This window comes from Halomonas sp. KM-1 (genome assembly GCF_000246875.1).
Taxonomy (GTDB): domain Bacteria; phylum Pseudomonadota; class Gammaproteobacteria; order Pseudomonadales; family Halomonadaceae; genus Halomonas; species Halomonas aerodenitrificans.
The window spans coordinates 1-22668 of the sequence record NZ_BAEU01000033.1; the positions used below are offsets into that span (position 1 = coordinate 1).

22 protein-coding genes are annotated in these 22668 nt (G+C 67.1%); 13 read left to right on the forward strand and 9 right to left on the reverse strand.

Annotation, left to right across the window (positions count from 1 at the left end):
• Window positions 1–301 precede the first annotated feature (301 nt).
• A complete protein-coding gene (hemN, locus tag B8115_RS02715) occupies window positions 302–1687 on the forward strand; it encodes an oxygen-independent coproporphyrinogen III oxidase (RefSeq protein WP_010626211.1) in 1386 nt (461 codons plus the stop codon).
• A 61-nt stretch (window positions 1688–1748) separates the two neighbouring features.
• On the opposite strand, the gene ytfE is transcribed toward hemN, so the two are convergent.
• A complete protein-coding gene (gene ytfE, locus B8115_RS02720) occupies window positions 1749–2405 on the reverse strand; it encodes an iron-sulfur cluster repair protein YtfE (RefSeq protein WP_010626212.1) in 657 nt (218 codons plus the stop codon).
• Between the two features lie 151 nt (window positions 2406–2556).
• Between ytfE and norR the strand changes: the two genes are divergently transcribed.
• From norR to B8115_RS02740, 4 genes are all read left to right on the forward strand, one after another.
• Window positions 2557–4101, forward strand: a complete 1545-nt coding sequence (gene norR / locus B8115_RS02725; RefSeq protein WP_010626213.1) for a nitric oxide reductase transcriptional regulator NorR — start codon at window positions 2557–2559, stop codon at window positions 4099–4101.
• 224 nt (window positions 4102–4325) lie between these two features.
• On the forward strand, window positions 4326–4808 hold the full coding sequence (locus B8115_RS02730; RefSeq protein WP_010626214.1) for an SCP2 domain-containing protein: 483 nt from the start codon (window positions 4326–4328) through the stop codon (window positions 4806–4808).
• A 37-nt stretch (window positions 4809–4845) separates the two neighbouring features.
• Window positions 4846–6957: an adenosylcobalamin-dependent ribonucleoside-diphosphate reductase gene (locus B8115_RS02735; RefSeq protein WP_026037837.1), complete on the forward strand. Its 2112-nt coding sequence runs from the start codon at window positions 4846–4848 to the stop codon at window positions 6955–6957.
• A 183-nt stretch (window positions 6958–7140) separates the two neighbouring features.
• Complete coding sequence (locus tag B8115_RS02740; RefSeq protein ID WP_010626216.1) at window positions 7141–7896, forward strand: hypothetical protein; 756 nt, start codon at window positions 7141–7143, stop codon at window positions 7894–7896.
• A 211-nt stretch (window positions 7897–8107) separates the two neighbouring features.
• Here B8115_RS02740 and B8115_RS02745 read toward each other — a convergent pair whose 3' ends face one another.
• Window positions 8108–8857, reverse strand: a complete 750-nt coding sequence (locus B8115_RS02745; RefSeq protein WP_010626217.1) for a DeoR/GlpR family DNA-binding transcription regulator — start codon at window positions 8855–8857, stop codon at window positions 8108–8110.
• Window positions 8858–9134: 277 nt separating this feature from the next.
• On the opposite strand from B8115_RS02745, the gene B8115_RS02750 reads away from it, so the two are divergent.
• Genes B8115_RS02750 through cdd form a run of 6 tightly spaced genes read left to right on the forward strand, consistent with a single transcriptional unit; the run spans window position 9135 to window position 15021 of the window.
• Complete coding sequence (locus tag B8115_RS02750; protein ID WP_010626218.1) at window positions 9135–10406, forward strand: NupC/NupG family nucleoside CNT transporter; 1272 nt, start codon at window positions 9135–9137, stop codon at window positions 10404–10406.
• 37 nt (window positions 10407–10443) lie between these two features.
• A complete protein-coding gene (gene deoC / locus B8115_RS02755; protein WP_010626219.1) occupies window positions 10444–11220 on the forward strand; it encodes a deoxyribose-phosphate aldolase in 777 nt (258 codons plus the stop codon).
• Window positions 11220–12581: a thymidine phosphorylase gene (deoA, locus tag B8115_RS02760; protein ID WP_010626220.1), complete on the forward strand. Its 1362-nt coding sequence runs from the start codon at window positions 11220–11222 to the stop codon at window positions 12579–12581. The genes deoC and deoA overlap by 1 nt, the downstream gene beginning before the upstream one ends.
• Window positions 12578–13861: a phosphopentomutase gene (locus B8115_RS02765; protein WP_010626221.1), complete on the forward strand. Its 1284-nt coding sequence runs from the start codon at window positions 12578–12580 to the stop codon at window positions 13859–13861. The genes deoA and B8115_RS02765 overlap by 4 nt, the downstream gene beginning before the upstream one ends.
• A 9-nt stretch (window positions 13862–13870) precedes the next feature.
• Window positions 13871–14599, forward strand: coding sequence for a purine-nucleoside phosphorylase (deoD, locus tag B8115_RS02770; RefSeq protein WP_010626222.1), 729 nt, complete (start codon window positions 13871–13873; stop codon window positions 14597–14599).
• 8 nt (window positions 14600–14607) lie between these two features.
• Complete coding sequence (gene cdd, locus B8115_RS02775) at window positions 14608–15021, forward strand: cytidine deaminase (RefSeq protein WP_010626223.1); 414 nt, start codon at window positions 14608–14610, stop codon at window positions 15019–15021.
• Here the strand turns inward: cdd and B8115_RS02780 are convergent.
• The 7 genes from B8115_RS02780 to B8115_RS02810 form a co-directional block, all read right to left on the reverse strand.
• Window positions 15011–15760: an anaerobic ribonucleoside-triphosphate reductase activating protein gene (locus B8115_RS02780; protein ID WP_010626224.1), complete on the reverse strand. Its 750-nt coding sequence runs from the start codon at window positions 15758–15760 to the stop codon at window positions 15011–15013. The two genes, cdd and B8115_RS02780, sit on opposite strands and share 11 nt — an antisense overlap.
• Before the next feature lie 64 nt (window positions 15761–15824).
• On the reverse strand, window positions 15825–15989 hold the full coding sequence (gene nrdD, locus B8115_RS02785; protein WP_010626225.1) for an anaerobic ribonucleoside-triphosphate reductase: 165 nt from the start codon (window positions 15987–15989) through the stop codon (window positions 15825–15827).
• Window positions 15990–16034: 45 nt separating this feature from the next.
• A complete protein-coding gene (locus B8115_RS02790; RefSeq protein WP_010626226.1) occupies window positions 16035–17765 on the reverse strand; it encodes a ribonucleoside triphosphate reductase in 1731 nt (576 codons plus the stop codon).
• 191 nt (window positions 17766–17956) lie between these two features.
• Complete coding sequence (locus tag B8115_RS02795; protein WP_010626227.1) at window positions 17957–18871, reverse strand: U32 family peptidase; 915 nt, start codon at window positions 18869–18871, stop codon at window positions 17957–17959.
• A gap of 9 nt (window positions 18872–18880) precedes the next feature.
• Window positions 18881–19876: a peptidase U32 family protein gene (locus tag B8115_RS02800; protein ID WP_010626228.1), complete on the reverse strand. Its 996-nt coding sequence runs from the start codon at window positions 19874–19876 to the stop codon at window positions 18881–18883.
• Window positions 19877–19985: 109 nt separating this feature from the next.
• Entirely contained in the window at window positions 19986–21200 is a 1215-nt protein-coding gene (locus B8115_RS02805; protein WP_010626229.1) for a cytochrome D1 domain-containing protein, read from the reverse strand.
• A gap of 15 nt (window positions 21201–21215) precedes the next feature.
• On the reverse strand, window positions 21216–21566 hold the full coding sequence (locus B8115_RS02810) for a cytochrome c (protein ID WP_010626230.1): 351 nt from the start codon (window positions 21564–21566) through the stop codon (window positions 21216–21218).
• A gap of 269 nt (window positions 21567–21835) precedes the next feature.
• Here B8115_RS02810 and B8115_RS02815 point away from each other — a divergent pair, with 269 nt between their 5' ends.
• Both B8115_RS02815 and B8115_RS02820 read left to right on the forward strand, forming a co-directional pair.
• Window positions 21836–22309, forward strand: a complete 474-nt coding sequence (locus B8115_RS02815) for an Lrp/AsnC family transcriptional regulator (RefSeq protein ID WP_010626231.1) — start codon at window positions 21836–21838, stop codon at window positions 22307–22309.
• Window positions 22306–22668, forward strand: a 363-nt coding sequence (locus B8115_RS02820) for a nitrite reductase heme d1 biosynthesis protein (protein ID WP_010626232.1), incomplete at its 3' end; no start/stop codon positions are given. The genes B8115_RS02815 and B8115_RS02820, both read left to right, overlap by 4 nt.

Genomic DNA, 22668 nt, shown 5'->3' on the forward strand with positions numbered 1-22668 from the left:
CCAATCATTGCTAAGCCTAGTTAGGCAAGAAGTTGCCCGGGTCGGGCAAGAAGTTGCCCGGTGGGCAACTTCTTGCTTGATTACACTTGTGGGGTGCGCCGGGCTGGGTTGGCTTGATGCGCTGGCAGGGAGAGCATCTGAAAGGCGTGTAGGCAGAAAGCGCTCGCTGAGCACAGCGGCAAACTTGACTCGGGACAAGAGAGGGGCGAGCTGCCGAGACGCTGGCGATAGCCGATGTCATACTCACTGGCATTGGGCATGGCGAGCCCCATGCCGAGGTTTCAAGAGGTCGAAGTCGATCATGCAAGACGAGCTGCTGTTCAATCGCCCCCTGGTGGAGAAGTACGACCGCCCCGGGCCCCGCTATACCTCCTACCCGACGGCGCCCCAGTTCCATGCGGCCTTCGCCGAGGACGACTACCGCGCCGCCGCCGAGCGCAGCAACCGCGTCGCCTCGCCCAAGCCGCTGTCGGTCTACGTGCACATCCCGTTCTGCAAGAGCCTGTGCTACTACTGCGCCTGCAACAAGATCATCACCCACAACACCGAGCGGGCGGCGGAGTATCTGAGCTGGCTGAAGCAGGAGATCGGCGTGCAGGGCGCGCTGTTCGACGAGACTCGGCGCATGACTCAACTGCACCTGGGTGGCGGCACGCCCACCTACCTGAGCAACGCCCAGCTCGGCGAGCTGATGGCAGCCCTCGACGAGGCGTTCCATTTCGCCCCGGTGGAGGAGCGCGAGTTCTCGCTGGAGGTGGATCCGCGCACGGTCACGCCGGCGCAGATCCATGAGTTGCACGACCTGGGCTTCAACCGCCTGAGCTTCGGCGTGCAGGATTTCGACACCAACGTGCAGAAGGCGGTCAACCGCCTGCAGAGCGAGGAGCAGGTGGTCGAGCTGGTGGCCGCCGCTCGCGAGGCCGGCTTCCAGTCGGTCAGCGTGGACCTGATCTACGGCCTGCCGCTGCAGACGGTGGCGAGTTTCGACACCACCCTCGACAAGATCATTGCTCTGCGTCCCGACCGCATCGCCAGCTACAGCTACGCCCACCTGCCCGAGCTGTTCAAGGCCCAGCGGCTGATCCGCCCCGAGGACATGCCGCCGCCGGAGCGCAAGCTGGAGCTTTTGGAGCTCACCATTCGCCGCCTCACCGCCGCCGGCTACGTCTACATCGGCATGGACCACTTCGCCCTGCCCGACGACGAGCTGACCCTGGCCAGGGAGAACGGCACCCTGCAGCGCAACTTCCAGGGCTACTCCACCCACGCCGACTGCGACATGATCGGTCTGGGCATCACCTCCATCGGCAAGGTCGGCGACAGCTACAGCCAGAACGTCAAGGAGACCGCCCAGTACCAGGCGCGCCTGGAGGAGGGGCGCCTGCCGGTGATGCGCGGCTATCGGCTCAACGACGACGACCGCCTGCGCCGCGACGTGATCAACGCCCTGATGTGCCACGGGCGCATCGACTTCGCCAATATCGAGGCGCGCCACGACATCGTCTTTCGCGACTACTTCGCCGAGGCTCTCGCCCAGCTCGAGGAGATGCAGGCCGACGGCCTGCTGACCATCGGCGCCGGCGCCATCGAAGTGCTGCCCGCCGGCCGCCTGATGATGCGCAACATGGCCATGGCCTTCGACGCCTACCTCAAACCCAACGAAGGGCGCTTCTCGCGCACCGTCTGATCTACCCACCGAAATACAACGGCGCCCCGCGGGGCGCCGTTTGCGTTTCGGGGGTACTTCCTCAGCCGGCCCGCTCGAACAGCAGATTGTTCTCCAGATGAATGTGCTCCATCAGGTCCTCGCGGAACTCACGCAGGCCAGTGTAGAGGGCGCGCCAAGTGGTGCAGGCGCCCTTGGGCGGGGTGATGTCGTCGGTGAGCAGCATCACCTGCTCCAGGTTCTCGCCGTGGTCGTCGTGCTCGTGGCGCATCACCGCGATCGGCCCCTGGGCCTGGGCGCCCAGGCCGCTGCGCAGCATGGGAAACAGGATCTGCTCCTCCTTCTGCATGTGGCTTTCCATCTCCTGGTGAATGTCCATCAGCAGGTCGGCCAGCCCGTTGGGGCAGCTCTCGCGGTCGCCGTGAACCTGTTCCACCCGACGTGCCATGCGGATCAGCTCGGGCAGCTGCTGACGGTGCACGTCGTGGTAGCGGGTCAGGATGTGCTCGATCAGCTCGTCGTTGCTGGCCTCACGCCAGTCGCGCTGCTCGCTGCTGGCGGCCGGCAGCGCCTCGAGTTCGGCAACCAGCTTGTCGACATGCAGGCCGGCGCGCTCGGCGGCCTGGCGCAGGCTGATACGCCCGCCGCAGCAGAAGTCGATGTTGTAGGTATGAAAGATGCGGGTCGCGCCGGGCAGCGACAGGGCGATACGGCCAACGGTCTGATCGGACAGGTTCATGTGACGTTCCTCTGCAATTGGGGATGCCATCTGTACAGAGCAAGCGGCGTGCCATGTTTTTATTGTTTGTTTTTCAATGGCATGTGGTGAGGATGGTTAAATTTACCTCATCGTGATAGGGTTTAATTTACCCTTAGAGGTATTATTGACCATGCTCGATGATTCCCTGCTGGCCGACCTGACCGCCGATCTGCCCAGCGCCGTGCGCCTGCAGCGCCTGGTCCGCACCCTGCGCGAAGGCTTTCGCTGCGGCGCGGTGTGTCTGCTGCGGCTGCAGCAGGACGTGCTGGCACCGGTGGCGGTGGAAGGGCTCGTGCGCGAGGCGCTGGGGCGGCGCTTCGAGGTGGCGCGCCATCCGCGCCTGGCCGCCATCCTCACCAGTCGGCGCTCGACCCTGTTCCCACCGGACTCCAGCCTGCCCGACCCCTACGACGGCCTGGTCGAACAGCAGCCGGGGGAGCCGCTGCACGTGCACGACTGCATGGGCATCAGCCTGCACGTGGAGGGCGAGCCGTGGGGCGTGCTGACCCTGGATGCGCTGGTGGCGGGTACCTTCGACGAGACCGCCTGTACGGCGCTGGAGCGCTATGCGCTGCTGGTGGAGGCTGCAGTGCGCGTCTCGCGCCTGGAACAGGAGGTGCGTGCGCTGCGCATGGCGGGCCATGGCAGCATCGCCCAAGTAGAGTCGGGCGAGGGCGGTGAGATTCTTGGCCACAGCGCCGAACTGCAGCGACTGCTGCACGAACTCGACGTGGTGGCGGAAGCGGACCTGCCGGTGCTGCTGATGGGCGAGACCGGGGTGGGCAAGGAGCTGTTCGCCCGACGCCTGCACCAGCGCTCACCGCGATGGGAGCAGCCGCTGGTGCAGGTCAACTGTGCGGCGCTACCCGAAACCCTGGCCGAGAGCGAGCTGTTCGGTCACGTCAAGGGAGCCTTCTCCGGCGCTACGGCGGATCGGGCGGGGCGCTTCGAGGCAGCCAATGGCGGCACCCTGTTTCTCGACGAGGTGGGCGAACTGCCGCTGCCGATCCAGGCCAAGCTGCTGCGCGCGCTGCAGAACGGCGAGGTGCAGCGCCTGGGCGAGGATACCCCGCGCCGGGTCGACGTGCGTATCATCGCCGCCACCAACCGTCAGCTGGCCGACGGCGTGCGCGACGGCCTGTTCCGCGCCGATCTCTACCATCGGCTGTCGGTCTACCCGGTGGCCATCCCACCGCTGCGCGAGCGTGGTAGCGACGTGCTGGTGCTGGCCGGGCACTTCCTCGAGATCAACCGTGCCCGGCTCGGTGTGCGCAGCCTGCGCCTGGCGCCGAGGGCCGAGGCGGCGCTGCTGGGCTATCACTGGCCGGGCAACGTGCGCGAGCTGGAGCACGTGATCAGCCGGGCGGCGATCAAGGCGCTGGGCCACGGCGCCCGGCGCGACGACATCGTCACCCTGGAACCGGAGTGGCTCGACCTGCCTCACGGCAAAACGTCAAAGGACGAACCGTTGAAAGCCGATTCCCGCGCACCCGACATCCGGGAGTTGGCAACGCACGGCGTCGAACCGCTACGCCGTCAGGTCGAGGACGCCCAGCGACGGGCGATTCGCCAGGCCTTGACGGCGTGCGACGGGAGCTGGGCGAACGCCGCCCGCTGCCTCGCCGTGGACCCCAGCAACTTGCACAAGCTGGCCCGCCGCTTGGGGATCAAGTAGTTATCGGAAGGTCTAAAAGTCAAGAAGCAGCGTTAACGAAGGCCATATATATAGTGCTTGATCGGTAGTGGTTGTCTAGATATGGTAGCCAAGGCCCCGGTTGGGGGCAGTGTCACAGGCTTGACGCACATCAGTACGGGCAGGCGGCGTCGAGCTTAGGATGATCGGTTTCATGGCCACCTGGCCGCACCGAATCCATGGGTTCGCTCCACCGGAGAGTCGCTATGCTTCCTCTTTCTCTGTCGCGCTTGCCACGTCCGCCCGCCCCGACCCGCCTGATTCGCGCCATCGACCCCCGCGTGCCGCTTGTCCTGAAGCGCCAGCTGATCGAGCCGCTGCTCAACCGCACCTTCGCCGAGCCTTTGGCCGAGGGCGAGTTCGATGCGCTCGACGGGCGGCGCATCTCGCTGCACATCGAGGACCTGGGCGTAGCGTTGACGCTGACCCTCGAAGCGGAGCGCTTCCGGCTCAGCCCGGAGATGGGCGAGGCCACCATTCGCGGCGGCTGGCGCGAGTTTCTGTGCCTGGCTACCCGGCGCGAGGATCCCGACGCCCTGTTCTTCCAGCGCCGCCTGGTGATCGAGGGCGATACCGAGCTCGGCCTGATGGTCAAGAACCTGCTCGACAGCCGCGAGGAGGGGTTGGCCCAGGGCCGGCTCGGCGATTGGTTGGCGCGCTTCGAGCGCATGGCGCGCCAGGAACGTTGAACGATTCGAATTTTTGACCCTTACTGGAGATTCCTGCATGAGTACTTCCACCAAGGCCGTCAAGACATCCCAAGAGGTGCCTATGCAAGCGCCCTCACGCGATATCTGGGACTCCAAGTATCGACTCAAGGATCGTCATGGCCGCCCCGTCGACAAGGATGTGGCAGCGACCTGGGAGCGCGTCGCGCGCGCCCTCGCCGCGGTGGAAGGCGACAAGGCCGAGGAGTGGCTGCCCAAGTTCCGCTGGGCGCTGGAGAACGGTGCCATCCCCGCCGGGCGCATCATGTCCAACGCCGGTGCCGAGGACTACAAGCCGGCGGTGAGCCTGATCAACTGCACCGTCTCGCGCACCATCCGCGACTCCATGCATGACATCCTCTCCTCGGTGGTGGACGCCGGCATGACCCTCAAGGCGGGCTGCGGCATCGGCTACGAGTTCTCCACCCTGCGCCACAAGGGCGCCTTCGTGTTCGGCGCCGGCGCCGGCACCAACGGCCCGCTGGCGTTCATGGATATCTACGACAAGATGTGCTTCACCGTAGCCTCGGCGGGCGGCCGCCGCGGAGCCCAGATGGGCACCTTCGACGTCGGCCACCCCGACGTGCGTGCCTTCATCGAGGCCAAGCGCGAAGCCGGCCGGCTGCGTCAGTTCAACCTTTCGCTGCTGATCACCGACGAGTTCATGGAGGCGGTGAAGAACGACGCCGACTGGCCGCTGGCCTTCCCGCTGCACGCCGGCGAGAAGGAGGACGTCAAGTCCGAGGACCTGATCTACCGCGACTGGCCGGTGGTCGAAGAGGGCTACACGGTCGACGCCGAAGGCCGCGTGGCCTGCCGCATCGTCGAGGTGATCAAGGCGCGTGAGCTGTGGGACACCATCATGCGTTCCACCTACGACTTCGCCGAGCCGGGCTTCATCCTGATCGACCAGGTCAACCGCATGAACAACAACTGGTTCTGCGAGGAGATCCGTGCCACCAACCCCTGCGGCGAACAGCCCCTGCCGCCGGAAGGCGCCTGCCTGCTGGGCTCGGTCAACCTGACCCGTTTCGTCATCGACCCGTTCGGCAAGAAGCCGCGCTTCGACTGGGAGCGCTACCGCCAGGTGGTGGCGATCTTCACCCGCATGCTCGACAACGTGGTCGAGATCAGCGGCCTGCCGCTGCCCGGCCAGCGCCGCGAGATCGAGGCCAAGCGCCGTCACGGCATGGGTTTCCTCGGCCTCGGTTCGACCCTGACCATGCTCAAGATCCCCTACGGCTCCGCCGAGTCGCTGGCCTTCACCGAAGAGGTGAGCCGCAACCTGGCCATCGAGGGCTGGAAGCAGGCACTGGAACTCTCCCGCGAGAAGGGCATGGCGCCGATACTCGCCGAGGATTTCGAAATCACGCCGAAGATGATGCGCGAGCGTCCGGAGCTGGCGAAGGACGGCTACGAGATCGGCGACAAGGTGCCGGGGCGCATCCTGCACGCCCGCTACAGTCGCTACATGCAGAAGGTCGCCGAGGTGGAACCGGAGCTGGTCGCGGCACTCGCCGAGCACGGCGCGCGCTTCACCCACCACAGCTCCATCGCACCGACCGGCACCATCTCGCTGTCGCTGGGCAACAACGCCTCCAACGGCATCGAGCCATCGTTCTCGCACCGCTACTTCCGCAACGTGATCCAGTCCGGCAAGAAGACCAAGGAGCAGGTGGAAGTGGTCTCCTTCGAGCTGGCCGCCTACCGCCACTTCATCGCCAGCGACGCGGTGGAGAGCGACCTGCCCGACTACTTCATCACCGCCGATGCGGTCACCCCCAAGCAGCACGTGGCGGTGCAGGCGGCGGCTCAGGTGTGGGTCGACTCGGCGATCTCCAAGACGGTCAACGTGCCCACCGAGTTCCCCTTCGAGCAGTTCAAGGACCTCTACCTGGACGCCTACGAGAGCAAGCTCAAGGGTTGCACCACCTTCCGCTTCAACCCCGAGGCCTTCCAGGGCGTGCTGGTGCGCGAGGACGACCTCAAGAACACCACCTACGTGTTCGAGCTGGAGAACGGCGAGACGCTGGAGCTTTCTGGCGACGAGAAGGTGGTCTACGACGGCGAAGAGCACAACGCAGCGAACCTGTACGACGCGCTGAAGGAAGGCACCTATGGCAAGTGGTAAGCCTGTGCTCTCCCAACTGCCGGTAGCGAGGGGCGCCGGGGACAGGCCGAAGAGGAGGTTCTTCGCCATGGATGGCGAAGGTAGCGCCCAGGGATGGGTTTACAGCGCCTCCTCGCAGGCCTGTCGACGGATCAGCCCCGAGCCGCTGTGTGCCGTTCAACCTTTTTCCGCAGGAGCCCCGTGATGGCCGTCGAAATCAAGTCCAAGATCGTTTCCTACAGCGTCAAGAAGGCGGTGCAAGAGGCGCCGCTGGCCGACGAGAACCCGCTCACGGTACGCATTCCCTCGCGCCCGGAAGGGACGCTGGAGGCCGTTTCCGAGAAGATCTCCTACGTCGGCGCTGAAGGCCGCAAGAAGGTCTACCTGCTGGTCTCCTTCATGCCGGTGGAAGGCGTGCTCGACGGCAAGCGTGTGGTGATCGAGCGTCCGGTGGAGTTTTTCTTCCCCTCCGGCCAGCTCTCCAGCGAGCACCAGTGGATCACCGCCACCATGCGCAGCCTGTCGCTGGCCGCCCGCGGCGGCTACGTCACCCAGGCGGTGGCCGACCTGCGCAAGGTGGCCTGGGACAAGGGCCTGGTGCGCTGCGGCATGAACCGCTGGGGCAAGCCGATGTTCCACGACTCCGAAGTGGCCGCCATCGCCTGGTCGATCCAGCAGATCCTCTACCGCCGCGGCTTCCTCGACCAGGACGGCAACCAGGTGCCGGTGGAGGAGTTGGTGCGCCGCTACGCCCACCGTCTGACCCACGGCCACCCCTGGCAGCCGCCCACCCCCGAAGAGGAGGCGCAGGCCGAGAAGCAGGCCAAGGCGGCAGTCGCCGAAGAGAAGGGCGACGGCCCCACGGTGGTGGGCCACTGTCCGGAGTGTCGCGGCGAGCTGATCATGATGGACGGCTGCCCCACCTGCTATGCGGGCTGTGGCTGGTCCAAGTGCGGCTAAGAAAGCACTGTACAGCTGGCTGCGCGAGCGAATCGCTGCGTTGCGCGGTGCTCGGAATCCTCACCTATACCCCATAGGCTCCGGTTCCTGCGCTCCGTGCGCCTAGCGCTTCATCTCGCTCGCCAAGCTGACCAGCACTTTCTGAAACTGTCTGCACGGACATGCTATGCCCCCAGAAGCCGGACTTGCTCCGGCTTCGTCGTGTCCGGGGTCAGGCGGCGACGATTCTGGGGCCGCCGTCGGCTTGCGGTAGGGTCATGTCGCCGTCGGTGATCACCACGTCGAAGTCGTCGAGCTGGGCGAAGTAGGCGGGGCGCACCTGGCCGATCTTGCTCTCGTCCACCACCAGCAGGCGCTGTTCGGCGCAGGCGATGGCGGCCTGCTTGGGGGCGACTTCGTGGAAGTGAAAGCAGCTCACACCGCGCTCGGCGTGCACCCCGGCGGCCGAGATAAAGGCGCGATTGATGCCCAGGCGCTTGATTGCCGCGCTCATGTCGTCGCTGCCGAAGGAGTGCGAGGTGGTATGATAGAGCCCACCCAGCAGTACCAGGCGTACGCCAGGCACCAGGCTCATGGCATTGGCGACGTTGAGTGCGTAGGTCACCACGGTGAGCTGGCGGCGCTCGGCGAGCAAGCCCGCCAGGGGCAGCAGGGTGGTGCCGCAGTCGATGAACAGAGTGTCGCCGTCTTCGATGAAGCCGGCGGCCCGTTCGCAGAGCCTGCGCTTGGCCAGGGTGTGGCTGTCCTGTTGCTGGTCGAGGTCATACACCGGCGCATAGTGATTGGCCATGACCAGGCGTCCACCGAGCAGGATCATGGCGCCGTCGCTTGCGGCCACGTCACGACGAATGGTCATCTCGGAGACGCCGCACATCTGAGCGGCCTCGCCGAGGGGGAGGGTGCCGCCACCGGCCAGTGCCTGCTGCAGACGGGCCAGGCGCATGGCGCTGCGGTCTTTCATTCGTTGCTCTCCAACTTACCCTCCAGAACTTGGCGCGAAGATCGCTTTGGCTGGCCCTATGTTGAGCTAGGCAACGAGTATTTTCCACTCCCTACACTGTCCTGTCCTTAAGCCACTGCGTTTGGCGTAGCAATCTTGCGCTTTGGATGAATGTTGGTTAGATAACACAAAATGTTATAATTTTAACATCTCGTGCAGTCTTCCCCTGCGCTGATATCACGACAACCAGATGCGGCGGGTCCTGGCACATCGCCGCCGGCACCAAAGGATGGATTCCATGACTGCCATCATGAGCCTGGTCGGCATGGCGACGCTGATCGCCATCGCTCTGATTTTTTCCACCAGCCGTCGCGACATCCGCCTGCGAACCGTGGGTGGCGCCTTCGCCATTCAGGCCGGCATCGGCGCCTTCGTGCTCTACGTGCCGTTCGGTCAGACCGTGCTGCAGACCGTTTCCGCCGGCGTGAGCCAGGTGGTGCTCTACGCCAACGACGGCATCGACTTCCTCTTCGGCGGCCTGGCCGATACCGACAGCATCGGCTTCGTCTTCGCCATCAAGGTGCTGCCGGTGATCATCTTCTTCTCCTCGCTGATCGCCGTGCTCTACTACATCGGCATCATGCAGTGGGTGATCCGCATCCTCGGCGGGGCGCTGCAGAAGGCGCTGGGCACCTCGCGTACCGAGTCGCTCTCGGCCACTGCCAACATCTTCGTCGGCCAGACCGAGGCGCCGCTGGTGGTGCGCCCCTTCATCGCCCGCATGACCCCCTCGCAGCTGTTCGCGGTGATGTGCGGCGGGCTGGCCTCGGTGGCCGGCTCGGTGCTGGCGGGCTATGCGGCGCTGGGCATTCCCATGGAGTACCTGGTGGCGGCCTCGTTCATGGCCGCGCCGGGCGGCCTGCTGTTCGCCAAGCTGATCATGCCCGAGACCGAGAAGCCGGTAGACGACGTGGAGGAGGCCAGCGAGGTGATCGAGGCCGAGGACAGGCCGGTCAACGTGCTCGACGCGGCGGCGGCGGGGGCCTCGTCCGGGCTGCGCCTGGCGGCCAACGTTGGTGCCATGCTGCTCGCCTTCATCGGTCTGATCGCACTGGTCAACGGCATGCTCGGCGGCATCGGCGGCTGGGTCGGGTTCGAGCAGCTGAGCCTGGAGCTGATCCTCGGCTGGCTGTTCGCGCCGCTCGCCTTCGTGCTCGGCGTGCCCTGGGCGGAGGCCACCCTGGCCGGCTCCTTCATCGGCCAGAAGCTGGTGGTCAACGAGTTCGTCGCCTACATCAACCTGGCGCCCTACATCGACGGCGATGCGATGGTGGCGAACACCGGCCAGGCCATGAGCGGCCACACCATCGCCATTCTCTCCTTCGCCCTGTGCGGCTTCGCCAACCTCTCGTCGATCGCCATCCTGCTTGGCGGCCTGGGCAGTATCGCTCCCAGCCGGCGTCACGACATTGCCCGCTTCGGGGTCAAGGCGGTGCTGGCCGGCACCCTCTCCAACCTGATGTCGGCTGCCATTGCCGGGTTCTTCCTCTCCATCGGGGGAGTGATCTGATGGCCACCGTAAATTCTTTGCTTCGACAGGTAACGTCATGACCGAACTGCAGCAGGCCGCGCGCCAGGCCCTGGCGCTGATGGACCTCACCAGCCTCAACGACGATGACAGCGATGCCGTCATTCGCGAGCTGTGCACCCGCGCCAACACCCCCGTGGGCCATCCGGCGGCGGTGTGTGTCTTTCCCGCCTTCGTGGCAACCGCGCGTCAGGCGCTGGCCGAGCAGGGCCTGGCCGGCAAGGTGAAGGTGGCCACGGTGACCAATTTTCCCCACGGGGAGGCGGACATCGAGCGCGCCGCAGAGGAGACCCGGGCGGCCATCGCCGCCGGCGCCGACGAGGTCGACGTGGTGTTTCCCTACCGTGCGCTGATGGCGGGTGACGCCGAGGTCGGCCGTAAACTGGTCGAGGCTTGCAAGCGCGAGTGCGGCGACGCCGTGCTCAAGGTGATTCTGGAAACCGGCGAGCTCAAGGACGCCGGGCTGATCGACCGCGCCGGCATGCTGGCCATCGACGGCGGCGCCGACTTCCTCAAGACCTCCACCGGCAAGGTGGCGGTCAACGCCACCCTGAACGCCGCCAAGATCCTGCTCACCGCAATCAAGGCGAGCGGCCGCGACGTCGGCTTCAAGGCCGCCGGCGGGGTGCGCACCGCCGAAGATGCCGCCGCCTACCTGCAGCTTGCCGAGCGGGTGATGGGGGCCGAGTGGATCACCCCGGCTCACTTCCGCTTCGGCGCCTCGGGGCTGCTCGGCAGCCTGCTCGACACCTTAGAAGTCGAGCAGCAAGACAAGGGCCCGACGGGAGGCTACTGATGGCTATCCGTGCGCTTCCTCAGGAGCTGATCCGCGCCAAGCGAGACGGCCAGGCGCTCTCGCCCGAGGCGATAGGCGAGCTGGTGGGCGGTATCGCGGACGGCAGCCTCTCCGACGCCCAGGTCGGTGCGCTGGCCATGGCGATCTTCCTCAACGGCATGAATGCCGCCGAGACGGTGGCACTGACCGAGGCGGTGCGCGACTCCGGCGAGGTGCTGGCGTGGCGCGGTCTGGGCGAGGGGCTCGACCTGCCGGGGCCGGTGCTCGACAAGCACTCCACCGGCGGCGTGGGCGACCTCGTCTCGCTGGTGCTGGGACCCTGGATCGCCGCCTGCGGCGGCTATGTACCGATGGTGTCCGGTCGCGGCCTGGGCCATACCGGCGGCACCCTGGACAAGCTCGAGGCGATTCCCGGCTACGATATCGCTCCCTCGCGGGAGTGCTTTCGCCGCCTGGTACGCGAAGCGGGCGTGGCCATCGTCGGCCAGACCGCCGAGCTGGCCCCGGCCGATCGGCGGCTCTACGCCATCCGTGACGTCACCGCTACGGTGGAGTCGCTGCCGCTGATCGTCAGCTCGATCCTGGGGAAAAAGCTCGCCTGCGGCCTCGACGCTCTGGTGATGGACGTCAAGAGCGGCAGTGGGGCCTTTATGCCCACTCATGAGGCGTCGTTCGAGCTGGCCAGCACCATCGCCGAGGTGGCCAGCCGCGCCGGCACGCCGACCACCGTGCTGCTCACCGACATGAGCCAGCCGCTGGCGCCCTGTGCCGGCAATGCCGTCGAGGTGCGCGAGGCGATTGCGCTGCTCGCCGGAGATAAGAGGGACGGGCGTCTGCTGGAGGTGACCCGCACGCTTGCCGCCGAGCTGCTGCTGGCCGGCAGGCTGGCCAGCGACCAGGAAGGCGCCCTGGCCCTGCTCGACGAGCGGCTCGCCAGCGGCGCCGCCGCCGAGCGCTTCGCCCGCATGGTGGCGGGCCTGGGAGGCCCCAGCGACCTGCTCGAACGCCATGACCGGCATCTGCCCCTGGCGGCAGTGGTGCGCCCCGTATACGCCGAGCGCAGCGGCCGGGTCACGCGCATGGATACCCGTGCCCTGGGGCTTGCCGTGGTGACGCTGGGCGGTGGACGTCGTGCGCCGAGCGATGCCATCGATCATGCCGTCGGTCTGACCGGTATCGTCGCCCTCGGCGAGTCGGTCGACGGCGAACGCCCGCTGGCCTGGGTGCACGCCGGCAGCGAAGCCGATGCCGAGCGCGCCGCCAGCCAGCTGCGGGCGGCCATCGAAGTGAACGACGTCGCGCCCGGCGACGTCGTACTGCCTACACTCATTCAAGACGTGATCCGTCGGGAGGCGCCATGACGCGTGCCATTGTGCTGGTACTCGACTCCTTCGGCATCGGCGCGGCCCCCGATGCCGAGCGCTTCGGCGATGCCGGGGCCGACACCCTGGGTCATATCGCCGCCGCCTGCGCCCGCGGCGGCTCTTTACAGGGCCCCGAAGCCGGCCCGGCCGCTCGCAGAGGACCGCTGGCATTGCCCAACCTGGGCCGGCTGGGGCTGTTTCACGCCCACCGCGAGAGCACCGGCGCTTGGGCCGAGGGCGTCGAGCTACCGGCCGAGGTGGTCGGCGCCTACGGCCACGCCGGGGAGATCTCCTCGGGCAAGGACACCCCTTCGGGCCATTGGGAGGTCGCCGGGGTGCCGGTGCGCTTCGACTGGGGCTACTTCCTCGACCGCGAGGAGAGCTTTCCGCCCGAGCTGCTCGCAGCGTTGATCCGCGAGGGCGAGCTGCCCGGCGTGCTGGGCAACTGCCACGCCTCGGGCACCGAGATCATCGCCCGGCTCGGCGAAGAGCACATGGCCAGCGGCAAGCCCATCGTCTACACCTCGGCGGATTCGGTGCTGCAGATCGCCGCCCACGAGGAAGCCTTCGGCCTCGAGCGCCTTGATGACCTGTGCGAGACCGCCCGACGCCTGCTCGAGCCCTACAACATCGGTCGGGTGATCGCGCGGCCCTTCGTCGGCCAGAGCGCGGCGGACTTCGCCCGCACCGCCAACCGCCGCGACTACAGCGTCGAGCCGCCCGCGCCCACGGTGCTGCAGAAGCTGTGTGACGACGGCGGCGAGGTGTTCGCCATCGGCAAGATCGCCGACATCTACGCCCACTGCGGGGTGACGCGCACGCTCAAGGCCAGCGGCCACGATGCGCTGATGGACGCCACCCTGGCCGCCCTGGACGAGGCCGGCGAGCGCTCGCTGGTGATGACCAACTTCGTCGACTTCGACACCCTCTACGGCCATCGGCGCGACGTGACCGGCTATGCCGCCGCGCTGGAGGACTTCGACGCGCGGCTGCCCGAGCTGCTGGCCAAACTGCGCGACGACGACCTGCTGGTGATCACCGCCGACCACGGCTGCGATCCCACCTGGCACGGCACCGATCACACCCGCGAGCGGGTGCCGGTGCTGGCGCTGGGGGCCGGGCTCGCTCCCGGCTCGCTGGGCGCGCGCGACACCTTCGCCGATATCGGCCAGAGCCTGGCGGCGCATCTGGGCCTGGCGCCCATGGCCGACGGCACGAGTTTTATTGCCTCTCCACCTCAGCCCAAGCCACCTCAACCCGACCCTCTCGCTGCATAGGAGCCTGACATGGCGACTCCCCATATTCAGGGCGAACGCGGCATCTTCGCCGACACCGTGCTGATGCCCGGCGACCCGCTGCGTGCCAAGCACATCGCCGAGACCTTCCTCGAGGATGCCCGCGAGGTCACCAGCGTGCGCAACATGCTCGGCTTCACCGGCCGTTATCGCGGCCGCGAGATCTCGGTGATGGGCCACGGCATGGGCATCCCCTCGGTCTCCATCTACGCCAAGGAGCTGATCACCGACTATGGCGTGCAGCGCCTGATCCGGGTCGGCTCCTGCGGCGCGGTGCGCGACGACGTGGCGGTGCGTGACGTGGTGATCGGCCTCGGTGCGAGCACCGACTCGGCGGTCAACCGTACTCGCTTCATGGGTCACGACTTCGCCGCCATCGCCGACTTCGAGTTGACCCGCCACGCGGTGGACGCCGCCGCGGCCCAGGGCGTGCCGGTGAAGGTGGGCAACCTGTTTTCGGCGGACCTGTTCTACAGCCCCCAGGGCGAGCTGTTCGAACTGATGAAGCGCTACGGCATCGTTGGCGTGGAGATGGAGGCGGCGGGGCTCTACGGCGTGGCGGCGGAGTTCGGCGGCCGGGCGATGACCATCTGTACCGTCTCCGACCATATCCTCAAGGGTGAATCGCTGCCCAGCGAGGCCCGCGAGCGCAGCTTCAACGAGATGGTCGAGGTGGCACTGGAAGCGGTACTGCGCGACGACGCGGCGGGGGCGGCATGAGCCATGGCATGAGCGACGCCGTCGACCCGGCCATCGTCGGCGCATTGATCGCGGTACGCGGCAACGCCTACGCGCCGTACTCGCAGCATCCGGTGGGCGCCATGGTGGAAAGCGAGAGCGGCGCGCGTTACTTCGGCGCCAACGTCGAGGTGGCCCACTACAAGGGCTTGTGCGCCGAGGCCTCGGCCATTGCCGCCATGGTCAGCGCCGGCGAGCGGCGCCTGCGCCACGTCTACGTGATCGGCCCCGGCGAGCACCTGTGCACCCCCTGCGGCGACTGCCGCCAGCGCATCCGCGAATTTGCCGACGCCGAGACCCGTATCCACGTGGTCGACGCCGAAGGCCGGCTGCTCAAGCGCTACACCATGGAACAGCTCCTGCCCGATGCGTTTGGACCGGAGAATCTTAAACTCACTCCCTGAGCTCGATGCGCTCGAAATGCGGTGCCAGGCGTTTGACCAGCCCGGCCAGCATCGCCCGCGGCGGGGCGTTCTCCACCGGCTGGCAGTAGGCCGGGTCGAGGCACTGGCGGGTGCGGGCCACCTGAATGGCGTAGCGGCGCACGCCGCAGTCGGCCAGGGTCAGCGCCAGGCGCTCCACCTCGGCCAGCGAGAAGTCGCGCCAGTGCACGGTGGTGCGGCACTCGAAGTCGATGCCGCCGTCGAGCAGCGCCATCAGGCTCTGGCTGTTGCGCTGCCAGATGCCGGGACGCCCGCAGATGCGGTCGAAGTCGCCCCCGCGTCCCTTCACGTCGAGCCCCACCCAGTCGAGCCACGGCAGCAGCCGTGAAAGCCGCGCCGGGTAAGGGCCGGCGGTATGCAAGCCGACCTTGAAGCCCATTTCCTTGACCTCGCGTACCGCCGCCGGCAGGGCGTTGTGCAGCGTCGGTTCGCCACCGCTGAACACCACCGCCTCGAGCAGGCCCCGGCGGCTCTCGAGGAACTCACGCACCGCCTGCCACTCGTTCTCGTCGCCGCGACGCGGCGCCATCATATGGCCGTTGTGGCAGTAGCCGCAGCGCAGCGGGCAGCCCTGCAGGAACACCACACAGGCCAGATGATCCGGATAGTCCAGGGTGGTCATCTGAGTCATGCCGGCGACGGGCAGGCGAATGCCGTCGAGAGACGTGAAGGGGGGCGGGGCGAGGTCGGTGGCGATCATGGGAGCTTCTCGGCTTGGGACGTGAATGCCGGGCACCGGGCCCGGCAGGTCCATCGGTCGAATGTCAGGGCGTCAGGGCGGCGGCCCGCTCGGTGAAATGGCGGCGTTCGCGATGCTCGGCGCGCTTGCCGACGTTGAACTGGCTGACCGGGCGATGGTAGCCCATCACGCGGGTCCAGACCTCGCAGCGCTGGCGTTGTTCGGTGGGCAGGGTGTCGATGTTCGTCATGGCTTGGCTCCTTCCAAAGGGTTGATGACAGCGGTTTAAAAACGCTCAGGCCGGGATGGCCGCGGCGCGTCTTGCCAGCAGTGCTTCGTCGCACTTGGGGCAGAACTCGTGTTCGCCGGCCAGATAGCCGTGCACCGGGCAGATCGAGAAGGTCGGCGTCACGGTGATGTAGGGCAGGCGGAAGCGCGACAGCGCGGTGTGTACCAGCTTGCGGCAGGCGGTGGCGCTGGAGAGCCGCTCGCGCATGTAGAGGTGCAGCACGGTACCGCCGGTGTAGCGGGTCTGCAGCGGGTCCTGGTGAATCAGCGCCTCGAAGGGGTCGTCGGTGTGCCCCACCGGCAGCTGGCTGGAGTTGGTGTAGTAGGGCGCCTCCGGCGTGCCGGCCTGCAGAATGCCAGGGAAGCGCTCGGCATCGGCGCGGGCGAAACGGTAGGTGGTGCCCTCCGCCGGGGTCGCTTCCAGGTTGTAGAGGTGGCCGGTCTCGGTCTGGAACTGCTGCATCCTGGTGCGCACGTGGTCGAGCACTTCGAGGGCCAGCTGGCGCCCTTCGGGGGCGGTGATGTCGTAGCGGTCGTCGCAGAAGTTGCGCACCATCTCGTTGAGCCCGTTCACGCCCAGGGTGGAGAAGTGGTTGCGCAGGGTGCCCAGGTAGCGCTGGGTATAGGGGTAGAGCCCCTCGTTCATCCACTGCTGGATGCACTCGCGCTTGAGCTCCAGACTGTCGCGGCCCAGCGCCAGCAGGTGGTCGAGTTCGCGCAGCAGGCCCGCCCGGTCGCCGGCGAAGCGATAACCCAGTCGTGCGCAGTTGAGCGTCACCACCCCCAGCGAGCCGGTCTGCTCGGCGCTGCCGAACAGGCCGTTGCCACGCTTGAGCAGCTCGGTCAGGTCGAGCTGCAGGCGGCAGCACATGGAGCGCACCATGTGCGGCTCCAGGTCGGAATTGAGGAAGTTCTGGAAATAGGGCAGGCCGTACTTGGCGGTCAGCGCGAACAGCCGCTCGGCGTTGTCGCTCTCCCAGTCGAAATCCGGGGTGATGTTGTAGGTGGGGATGGGGAAGGTGAACACCCGACCCTGGCGGTCGCCGGCCTCCATCACCTCCAGGTAGGCGCGGTTGAGCAGGTCCATCTCCGTCTGCAGCTCGCCGTAGGTGAAGAGCTGCTCCTGGCCGCCGATGATCGGCACCTGGTCGCGCAGGTCCGCCGGACATACCCAGTCGAAGGTGAGGTTGGTGAAGGGCGTCTGGCTGCCCCAGCGCGACGGCACGTTGAGGTTGTAGATGAACTCCTGGATCGCCTGCTTGACGGCCGGATAGTCGAGGCCGTCCCTGCGCACGTAGGGGGCGAGGTAGGTATCGAAGGAGCTGAAGGCCTGGGCGCCGGCCCACTCGTTCTGCAGCGTGCCGAGGAAGTTGACCATCTGCCCCAGGGCGCTGGAGAGGTGGCGTGGCGGGCCGCTCTCGGCGCGACCGGGCACGCCGTTGAAGCCTTCGATCAGCAACTGGCGTAGCGACCAGCCGGCGCAGTAGCCGCACAGCATGTCGAGATCGTGGATGTGCAGGTCGCCTTCGCGGTGGGCGGCGCCGACCTCGGCCGGGTAGACCTCGTCGAGCCAGTAGTTGGCGATCAGCTTGCCCGAGACGTTGAGGATCAGCCCGCCCAGGGAGTAGCCCTGGTTGGCGTTGGCGTGCACGCGCCAGTCGGCGCGTTCGAGGTATTCGTTGACGGTCGAGGCGACGTCGATGCGGCGCGGGCCGGCCTGGCGGATGGGGGCGTTCACCGTAATCTCCCTATATGTGCTGCCATTTGATATTTCTAACCACAATATATGGTGTGTGAAGGCTAATGCCTTCGGCAGCGAGAGAAAATGATCCAGGTCAGAAAAAGGCCAGTCGAAACGTCGAGGAACGACGAACCCCGCCGGTTGGCGGGGTTCGAACACGACCGCAAAGGCGCTCATCGCGGGGCGGTTCAGCTAGCGGTCAGCCGGGTGTTATCCATGCCCGGGCGACCGTGCCAGTAGCCGTCGCACACCTCGGCCTCGACCAGGCTGAGCGGGTCGGCGGCGGGCAACGCGCCGCGGCGAGCGGCGTCGAAGGCGGCGACCACCTCGGCCATGCCCTCGGCGCGGGGGCTCAACCGCGCCACGGCCACACCCATCGAGGCCATGTCGCCGACCTCGTGGCGCAGGTCCTGGCAGGCACCGGAAAGCGTCTGGATGCCGTTGAGGGTGAACACCTCCTTGGATTCCTGGGAGCGCAGCGCCAGGCCTTCCGGGTACTTCTGGCACACGAACTGGCAGCGGTCCTTGGGCTTCTGGTGGCGCCGCGCGGTGAAACAGCGCGACGACCAGGCCAGCGGCAGATGGCCGTAGGCGAACACCTCGCAGGACTGTTCGAGCCCCTCGGTGGCGCAGTCGGCCAGCAGGCGGGCGAGATCGTCGCGGGACATCTCCACCGGGGCCTGCCAGCGCTGCATGCCGGCCCGGGCCATCACGCCGATGGCGGCCGTGTTGTAGAGGTTGAGCGCGGCGCCGGCGACGAAGGGCAGGCCGGCGGCGGCCAGGCGCTGCAGGGCGCTCTGGTCATTGGCCTCGACCATGAACTCGCCGTTGTCGCACAGCTTGCGCAGGTCGCGCAGATCGGCCTCGGACTCGATCAGGGTCTGGCTCGCCAGCACCACCTGCTTGCCGCTCTGGGCCAGCTCGCGGCCGATGCCGAGCCAGTCGTCGAGCTTCATGTCGCGGCGACGCGAGCAGACGGACTCGCCCAGGGTGACGATTTCCACCGGCCAGTCGGCGGCCTCACGGTAGAAGTCGGCGTAGCGCTCGCGGGTCCAGTAGAACAGCACCGGGCCCAGGGCGAGCTGCAGGGAATCGGATGACATGAAAAGCTCCTATTTCCAGCGGCGTTCGTAGGCGCCCAGGGTGGTGGTGGCGCCCTCGGAGACCTCGCCGAGGCCGGCCATCCAGGCGGGATCGGGGTGGAAGCGCTCCGGCGTTCGCTCGAGGCGATCCAGTGCCTGGCGCCAGATACCGGCGACCTTCGACACGTAGGCCGGGCTGCGCTGGCGGCCCTCGATCTTCACCGCGCTGATGCCCAGCTCGCGCAGCTCCGGCAGCAGCTCCAGGGTGTTGAGGCTGGTGGGCTCCTCGATGGCGTGGTAGGTCTCGCCGCCGACCTCGAAGCGCCCCTTGCACAGGGTGGGGTAGCCGGCCCGCTCGCCCTCGCCATATCTGTCGATCAACACGCCGTTCAGGCGCGACTCGAGCCCCTGGGGTGTCTCCTCCCAGCGCACGTGGGCCGCCGGCGAACAGACCCCGCGAGTGTTGGGCGACTCGCCGGTGAGATAGGACGAGAGATAGCAGCGCCCTTCGGCCATGATGCACAGGCTGCCGAAGGCGAATACCTCCAGCTCGACGGGGCTCTGCTTGGCTAGGTCGCGCACCTGGGTGATGGAGAGCACCCGCGGCAGCACGGCGCGCTTGATGCCGAACTGGTCGTGGTAGAAGCGCAGCGCCTCGTGGCTGGTGGCCGAGCCCTGCACCGAGAGGTGGCGGGCGAGGTCCGGGTAGCGCCGGGCGGCATAGTCGAGCAAGCCCATGTCGGCCATGATCAGGGCGTCGACGCCGAGCTCGGCGGCCTGATCCACGGCGCGGGTCCACTGGGCCCAGCCGTCGGGCTGTGGATAGGTGTTGATGGCGCAGAACACCTTCTTGCCGCGGGCATGGGCGTAGTCGATGCCTTCGCGGGCACGCTTGTCGGTGAAATTGAGGCCGGCGAACTGCCGGGCATTGGTGGCGTTCTGGAAGCCGAAGTAGACGGCATCGGCGCCTTCATCCACCGCCCGCTTCAGGGCCGGCAGGTTGCCGGCCGGGCAGACGAGCTCCATGTCGCTCTCCTCGCAGTCTGGTAAACCCGACCATGCTAGTCGACTACGGCAGAGCGGCTTTTGATGAGGGTCATGGCGAGACGGGATAGTCCTGTCTCATAGCCCTGGCTCACAGCCCTATCCTGTGCGCCCGATGGGTGAAGAATATCCCGCTGGGCGATTCGGCCGGCAGCCTGGCCAGCTCCTCGAAGGTGCGGGTGTCGTAGACCACCACCTGGTTGCTGTCGCGAGCCGAGATCCAGATGTGCTCGCCGCGGGGAGTGAACTCCTTGTGCAGGATCGATTCGCCGGGCTCCAGGGTCTGGATCACCTCGTGGGTCTGGGTGTCGATGACTTGCACCTTGTCGTTGAGCGGGTGGGCGAAGGTGACCCACACCTGACGCTCGTCGGGGCGGCTCATGACGAAGATCGGCTGGCCGTGCACTTCGATGCGGTTGGTGAGCGACCAATCGCGGCTGTCGGCCACCAGCACCTCGTTGCGGCCCACGGCGGGGAAGAAGGCCTGGTCGCCGGCCATGGCCCAGCCTTCCAGGTGGGGCATCTTGTACACCGGCAGGCGCTGCTCGCCTTGACCGTAATCTGGCAGGATACGCTGCACGCCATTCTCCGGGTGCCACAGGTCGAGCAGGGCCATGCCGTCCTCGCCGAACAGGCCGGCAATGTAGTAGCGGCCGTTGGCGGTGATCAGGGCGTCGTAAGGCATGCTGCCCACGTCGCGGTACTGGGTCAGCTCGGGCTCGTCCTGGGACATGTCCAGGGTCCAGATCTCGCCGGCCTCGAACAGGCTGAAGACGAAGATATTGCCCGGCACGTCCACCACGCCCACCACCTTGGCCTGGGCACTGCTGCCATCCGGTCGTTGATAGGTGGCCGGCACATCGATGACCAGCTCCATGGTCTCGGTATCGAACACCTTCACCCCGCCCGGTTCGTAGTTGCCCACTGCCACGAAGCGGCCGTCCTGGGAGATGGCACCACCGATGCTGTTGCCGCCCTGGATGATGCGTGCATCGATCTCGCCGGTGAGCAGGTCGAGCCGGGTCAGGCCGCCGTCGCGGCCGAAGACGAAGGCGTAACGCGCATCGCGGGTGAACTTCACCGAGGCGTGGGAGAGATCGCCGAAGCCCTCGACATGCCGCAGCACCTCGCGGCGGGTGGTGTCGACCAGCGCCACGCTGCCGGTGGCGCGCTCGATGACCACGCCGAGGTCGCCGGTACCGCGCAGCTCCCCGTTCAGCGGCGTCTCGGCCAGCGCTTGGCCGGCGGTCAGCAGAGTGAGCGCGCCGCCGGCAAGCAGTGTCTTCAGCGGGTGTGGAATAGCCATGGCCAGTCTCCGGAATCAGTCCTGTTGCAGCGTTTTCAGGCGGTTGTCGGTGCGCAGATGCTCCGCCAGCCAGCGCGCCTCGGCGTCACTCAGCAGGGCCTTCCAGCCCGGCATGGCGCTGCCGGGAATGCCGTGCTGGATGATGTGGGCGAGCGCCTCGGGGCTGAAGCCCTGCATGCGGTCGCGGGGCAGTGCCGGGCCGAGTCCGCCGCGCAGGGTCATGCCGTGGCACGAGCCGCAGTCCTGATAGAGCAGGGTTTCCAGTTCGGCCTGGCGCTGCGGGTCGACGCCATCCGCATGGGGCTCCGCCATGGCGATGCCCGGAAGCATGAGAGCGAGGAATAACGGCAGGGCCGGAAGGTGCATGGGGAGCCTCACGATGCAGCGAAAGTCAGCGTTTGCCGCACCCGCAGCGGGGCGCAGCGTTCACGCAGTGTTGCGCTCCGATCACGCCATTGTTTTGACGAACGTCAATGCCGCGGCAAGTAGCGGCTTCGAGGGCGTGAAAAAGATACTTTGAAAATACCTCTTTTGACCTGTGTCAACGGCAGCGTCGATGGCCGCTTTCAGGGCTGATGTCGCATGTAAGATACCGCTTAAGATCATGCTTCCTTCGGCCTGCCGGGACACTGCCCATGGCTGCACTCGACTCACTCGACCGACGCCTCATCGATGCCTATCAGCGCGACCTGCCGCTCTGCGAGCGCCCCTTCGCGGCCATGGCCGAGCGCCTGGGAACGAGCGAGGCCGAGGTGATCGAGCGGCTTCAGGCCTTGCAGCATGATCAGGTGCTGAGCCGGGTCGGGCCGGTGTTCGACCATGCCCGCGCCGGCGCCAGCCTGCTGGCGGCAGTGGCGGTGCCCGAGGCCGAGCGCGACCGGGTGGCGGCGGCGATCAACCGCTCACCGGGGGTCAATCACAACTATTTACGCGAACACGATTTCAACCTCTGGTTCGTGATGACGGCGGCCGACGAGCTGCAGCTCGAGGCGCGCCTGGAAGCGTTGGAAGAGGAGTTGGGATATGCGGTGCTGCGCCTGCCGATGGTCGCGGCTTACCACATCGACCTCGGCTTCCCAATCCCCTGGGATGAACTGGAGGCGCCATGAACGGCCTGACCTCGACCGTCACAGCCACATCCACCGCCACCGCTTCCCGCGCGAGCGCATGCCCTGAGCGGCTGCGTTCGCTGCTGGAACGTGGCTTGCCGCTGACCGAACGCCCCTGGCTAACGCTGGCCGAGCAGTGCGGCATGAGTGAGAGCGAAGTGCTGGCCTGGGTCGAGTGCTGGCAGCGCGAAGGCCTGATCAAGCGCCTCGGGCTGGTAGTGAGGCATCACGCCCTGGGCATGCGCGCCAACGCCATGGTGGTGTGGGACCTGCCCGATGCCGCCGTGGCAGAGGTGGGGCAGCAACTGGCCGCGGAGCCCGCCGTGACGCTCTGTTATCGCCGCCCGCGGCGCCTGCCC

Excerpts from the sequence above, each read along its gene's own strand:
- hemN (WP_010626211.1), top strand. The coding sequence starts at position 302 with ATGCAAGACGAGCTGCTGTTCAATCGCCCCCTGGTGGAGAAGTACGAC.
- ytfE (WP_010626212.1), bottom strand. The coding sequence starts at position 2,405 with ATGAACCTGTCCGATCAGACCGTTGGCCGTATCGCCCTGTCGCTGCCC.
- norR (WP_010626213.1), top strand. The coding sequence starts at position 2,557 with ATGCTCGATGATTCCCTGCTGGCCGACCTGACCGCCGATCTGCCCAGC.
- B8115_RS02730 (WP_010626214.1), top strand. The coding sequence starts at position 4,326 with ATGCTTCCTCTTTCTCTGTCGCGCTTGCCACGTCCGCCCGCCCCGACC.
- B8115_RS02735 (WP_026037837.1), top strand. The coding sequence starts at position 4,846 with ATGAGTACTTCCACCAAGGCCGTCAAGACATCCCAAGAGGTGCCTATG.
- B8115_RS02740 (WP_010626216.1), top strand. The coding sequence starts at position 7,141 with ATGGCCGTCGAAATCAAGTCCAAGATCGTTTCCTACAGCGTCAAGAAG.
- B8115_RS02745 (WP_010626217.1), bottom strand. The coding sequence starts at position 8,857 with ATGAAAGACCGCAGCGCCATGCGCCTGGCCCGTCTGCAGCAGGCACTG.
- B8115_RS02750 (WP_010626218.1), top strand. The coding sequence starts at position 9,135 with ATGACTGCCATCATGAGCCTGGTCGGCATGGCGACGCTGATCGCCATC.
- deoC (WP_010626219.1), top strand. The coding sequence starts at position 10,444 with ATGACCGAACTGCAGCAGGCCGCGCGCCAGGCCCTGGCGCTGATGGAC.
- deoA (WP_010626220.1), top strand. The coding sequence starts at position 11,220 with ATGGCTATCCGTGCGCTTCCTCAGGAGCTGATCCGCGCCAAGCGAGAC.
- B8115_RS02765 (WP_010626221.1), top strand. The coding sequence starts at position 12,578 with ATGACGCGTGCCATTGTGCTGGTACTCGACTCCTTCGGCATCGGCGCG.
- deoD (WP_010626222.1), top strand. The coding sequence starts at position 13,871 with ATGGCGACTCCCCATATTCAGGGCGAACGCGGCATCTTCGCCGACACC.
- cdd (WP_010626223.1), top strand. The coding sequence starts at position 14,608 with ATGAGCGACGCCGTCGACCCGGCCATCGTCGGCGCATTGATCGCGGTA.
- B8115_RS02780 (WP_010626224.1), bottom strand. The coding sequence starts at position 15,760 with ATGATCGCCACCGACCTCGCCCCGCCCCCCTTCACGTCTCTCGACGGC.
- nrdD (WP_010626225.1), bottom strand. The coding sequence starts at position 15,989 with ATGACGAACATCGACACCCTGCCCACCGAACAACGCCAGCGCTGCGAG.
- B8115_RS02795 (WP_010626227.1), bottom strand. The coding sequence starts at position 18,871 with ATGTCATCCGATTCCCTGCAGCTCGCCCTGGGCCCGGTGCTGTTCTAC.
- B8115_RS02800 (WP_010626228.1), bottom strand. The coding sequence starts at position 19,876 with ATGGAGCTCGTCTGCCCGGCCGGCAACCTGCCGGCCCTGAAGCGGGCG.
- B8115_RS02805 (WP_010626229.1), bottom strand. The coding sequence starts at position 21,200 with ATGGCTATTCCACACCCGCTGAAGACACTGCTTGCCGGCGGCGCGCTC.
- B8115_RS02810 (WP_010626230.1), bottom strand. The coding sequence starts at position 21,566 with ATGCACCTTCCGGCCCTGCCGTTATTCCTCGCTCTCATGCTTCCGGGC.
- B8115_RS02815 (WP_010626231.1), top strand. The coding sequence starts at position 21,836 with ATGGCTGCACTCGACTCACTCGACCGACGCCTCATCGATGCCTATCAG.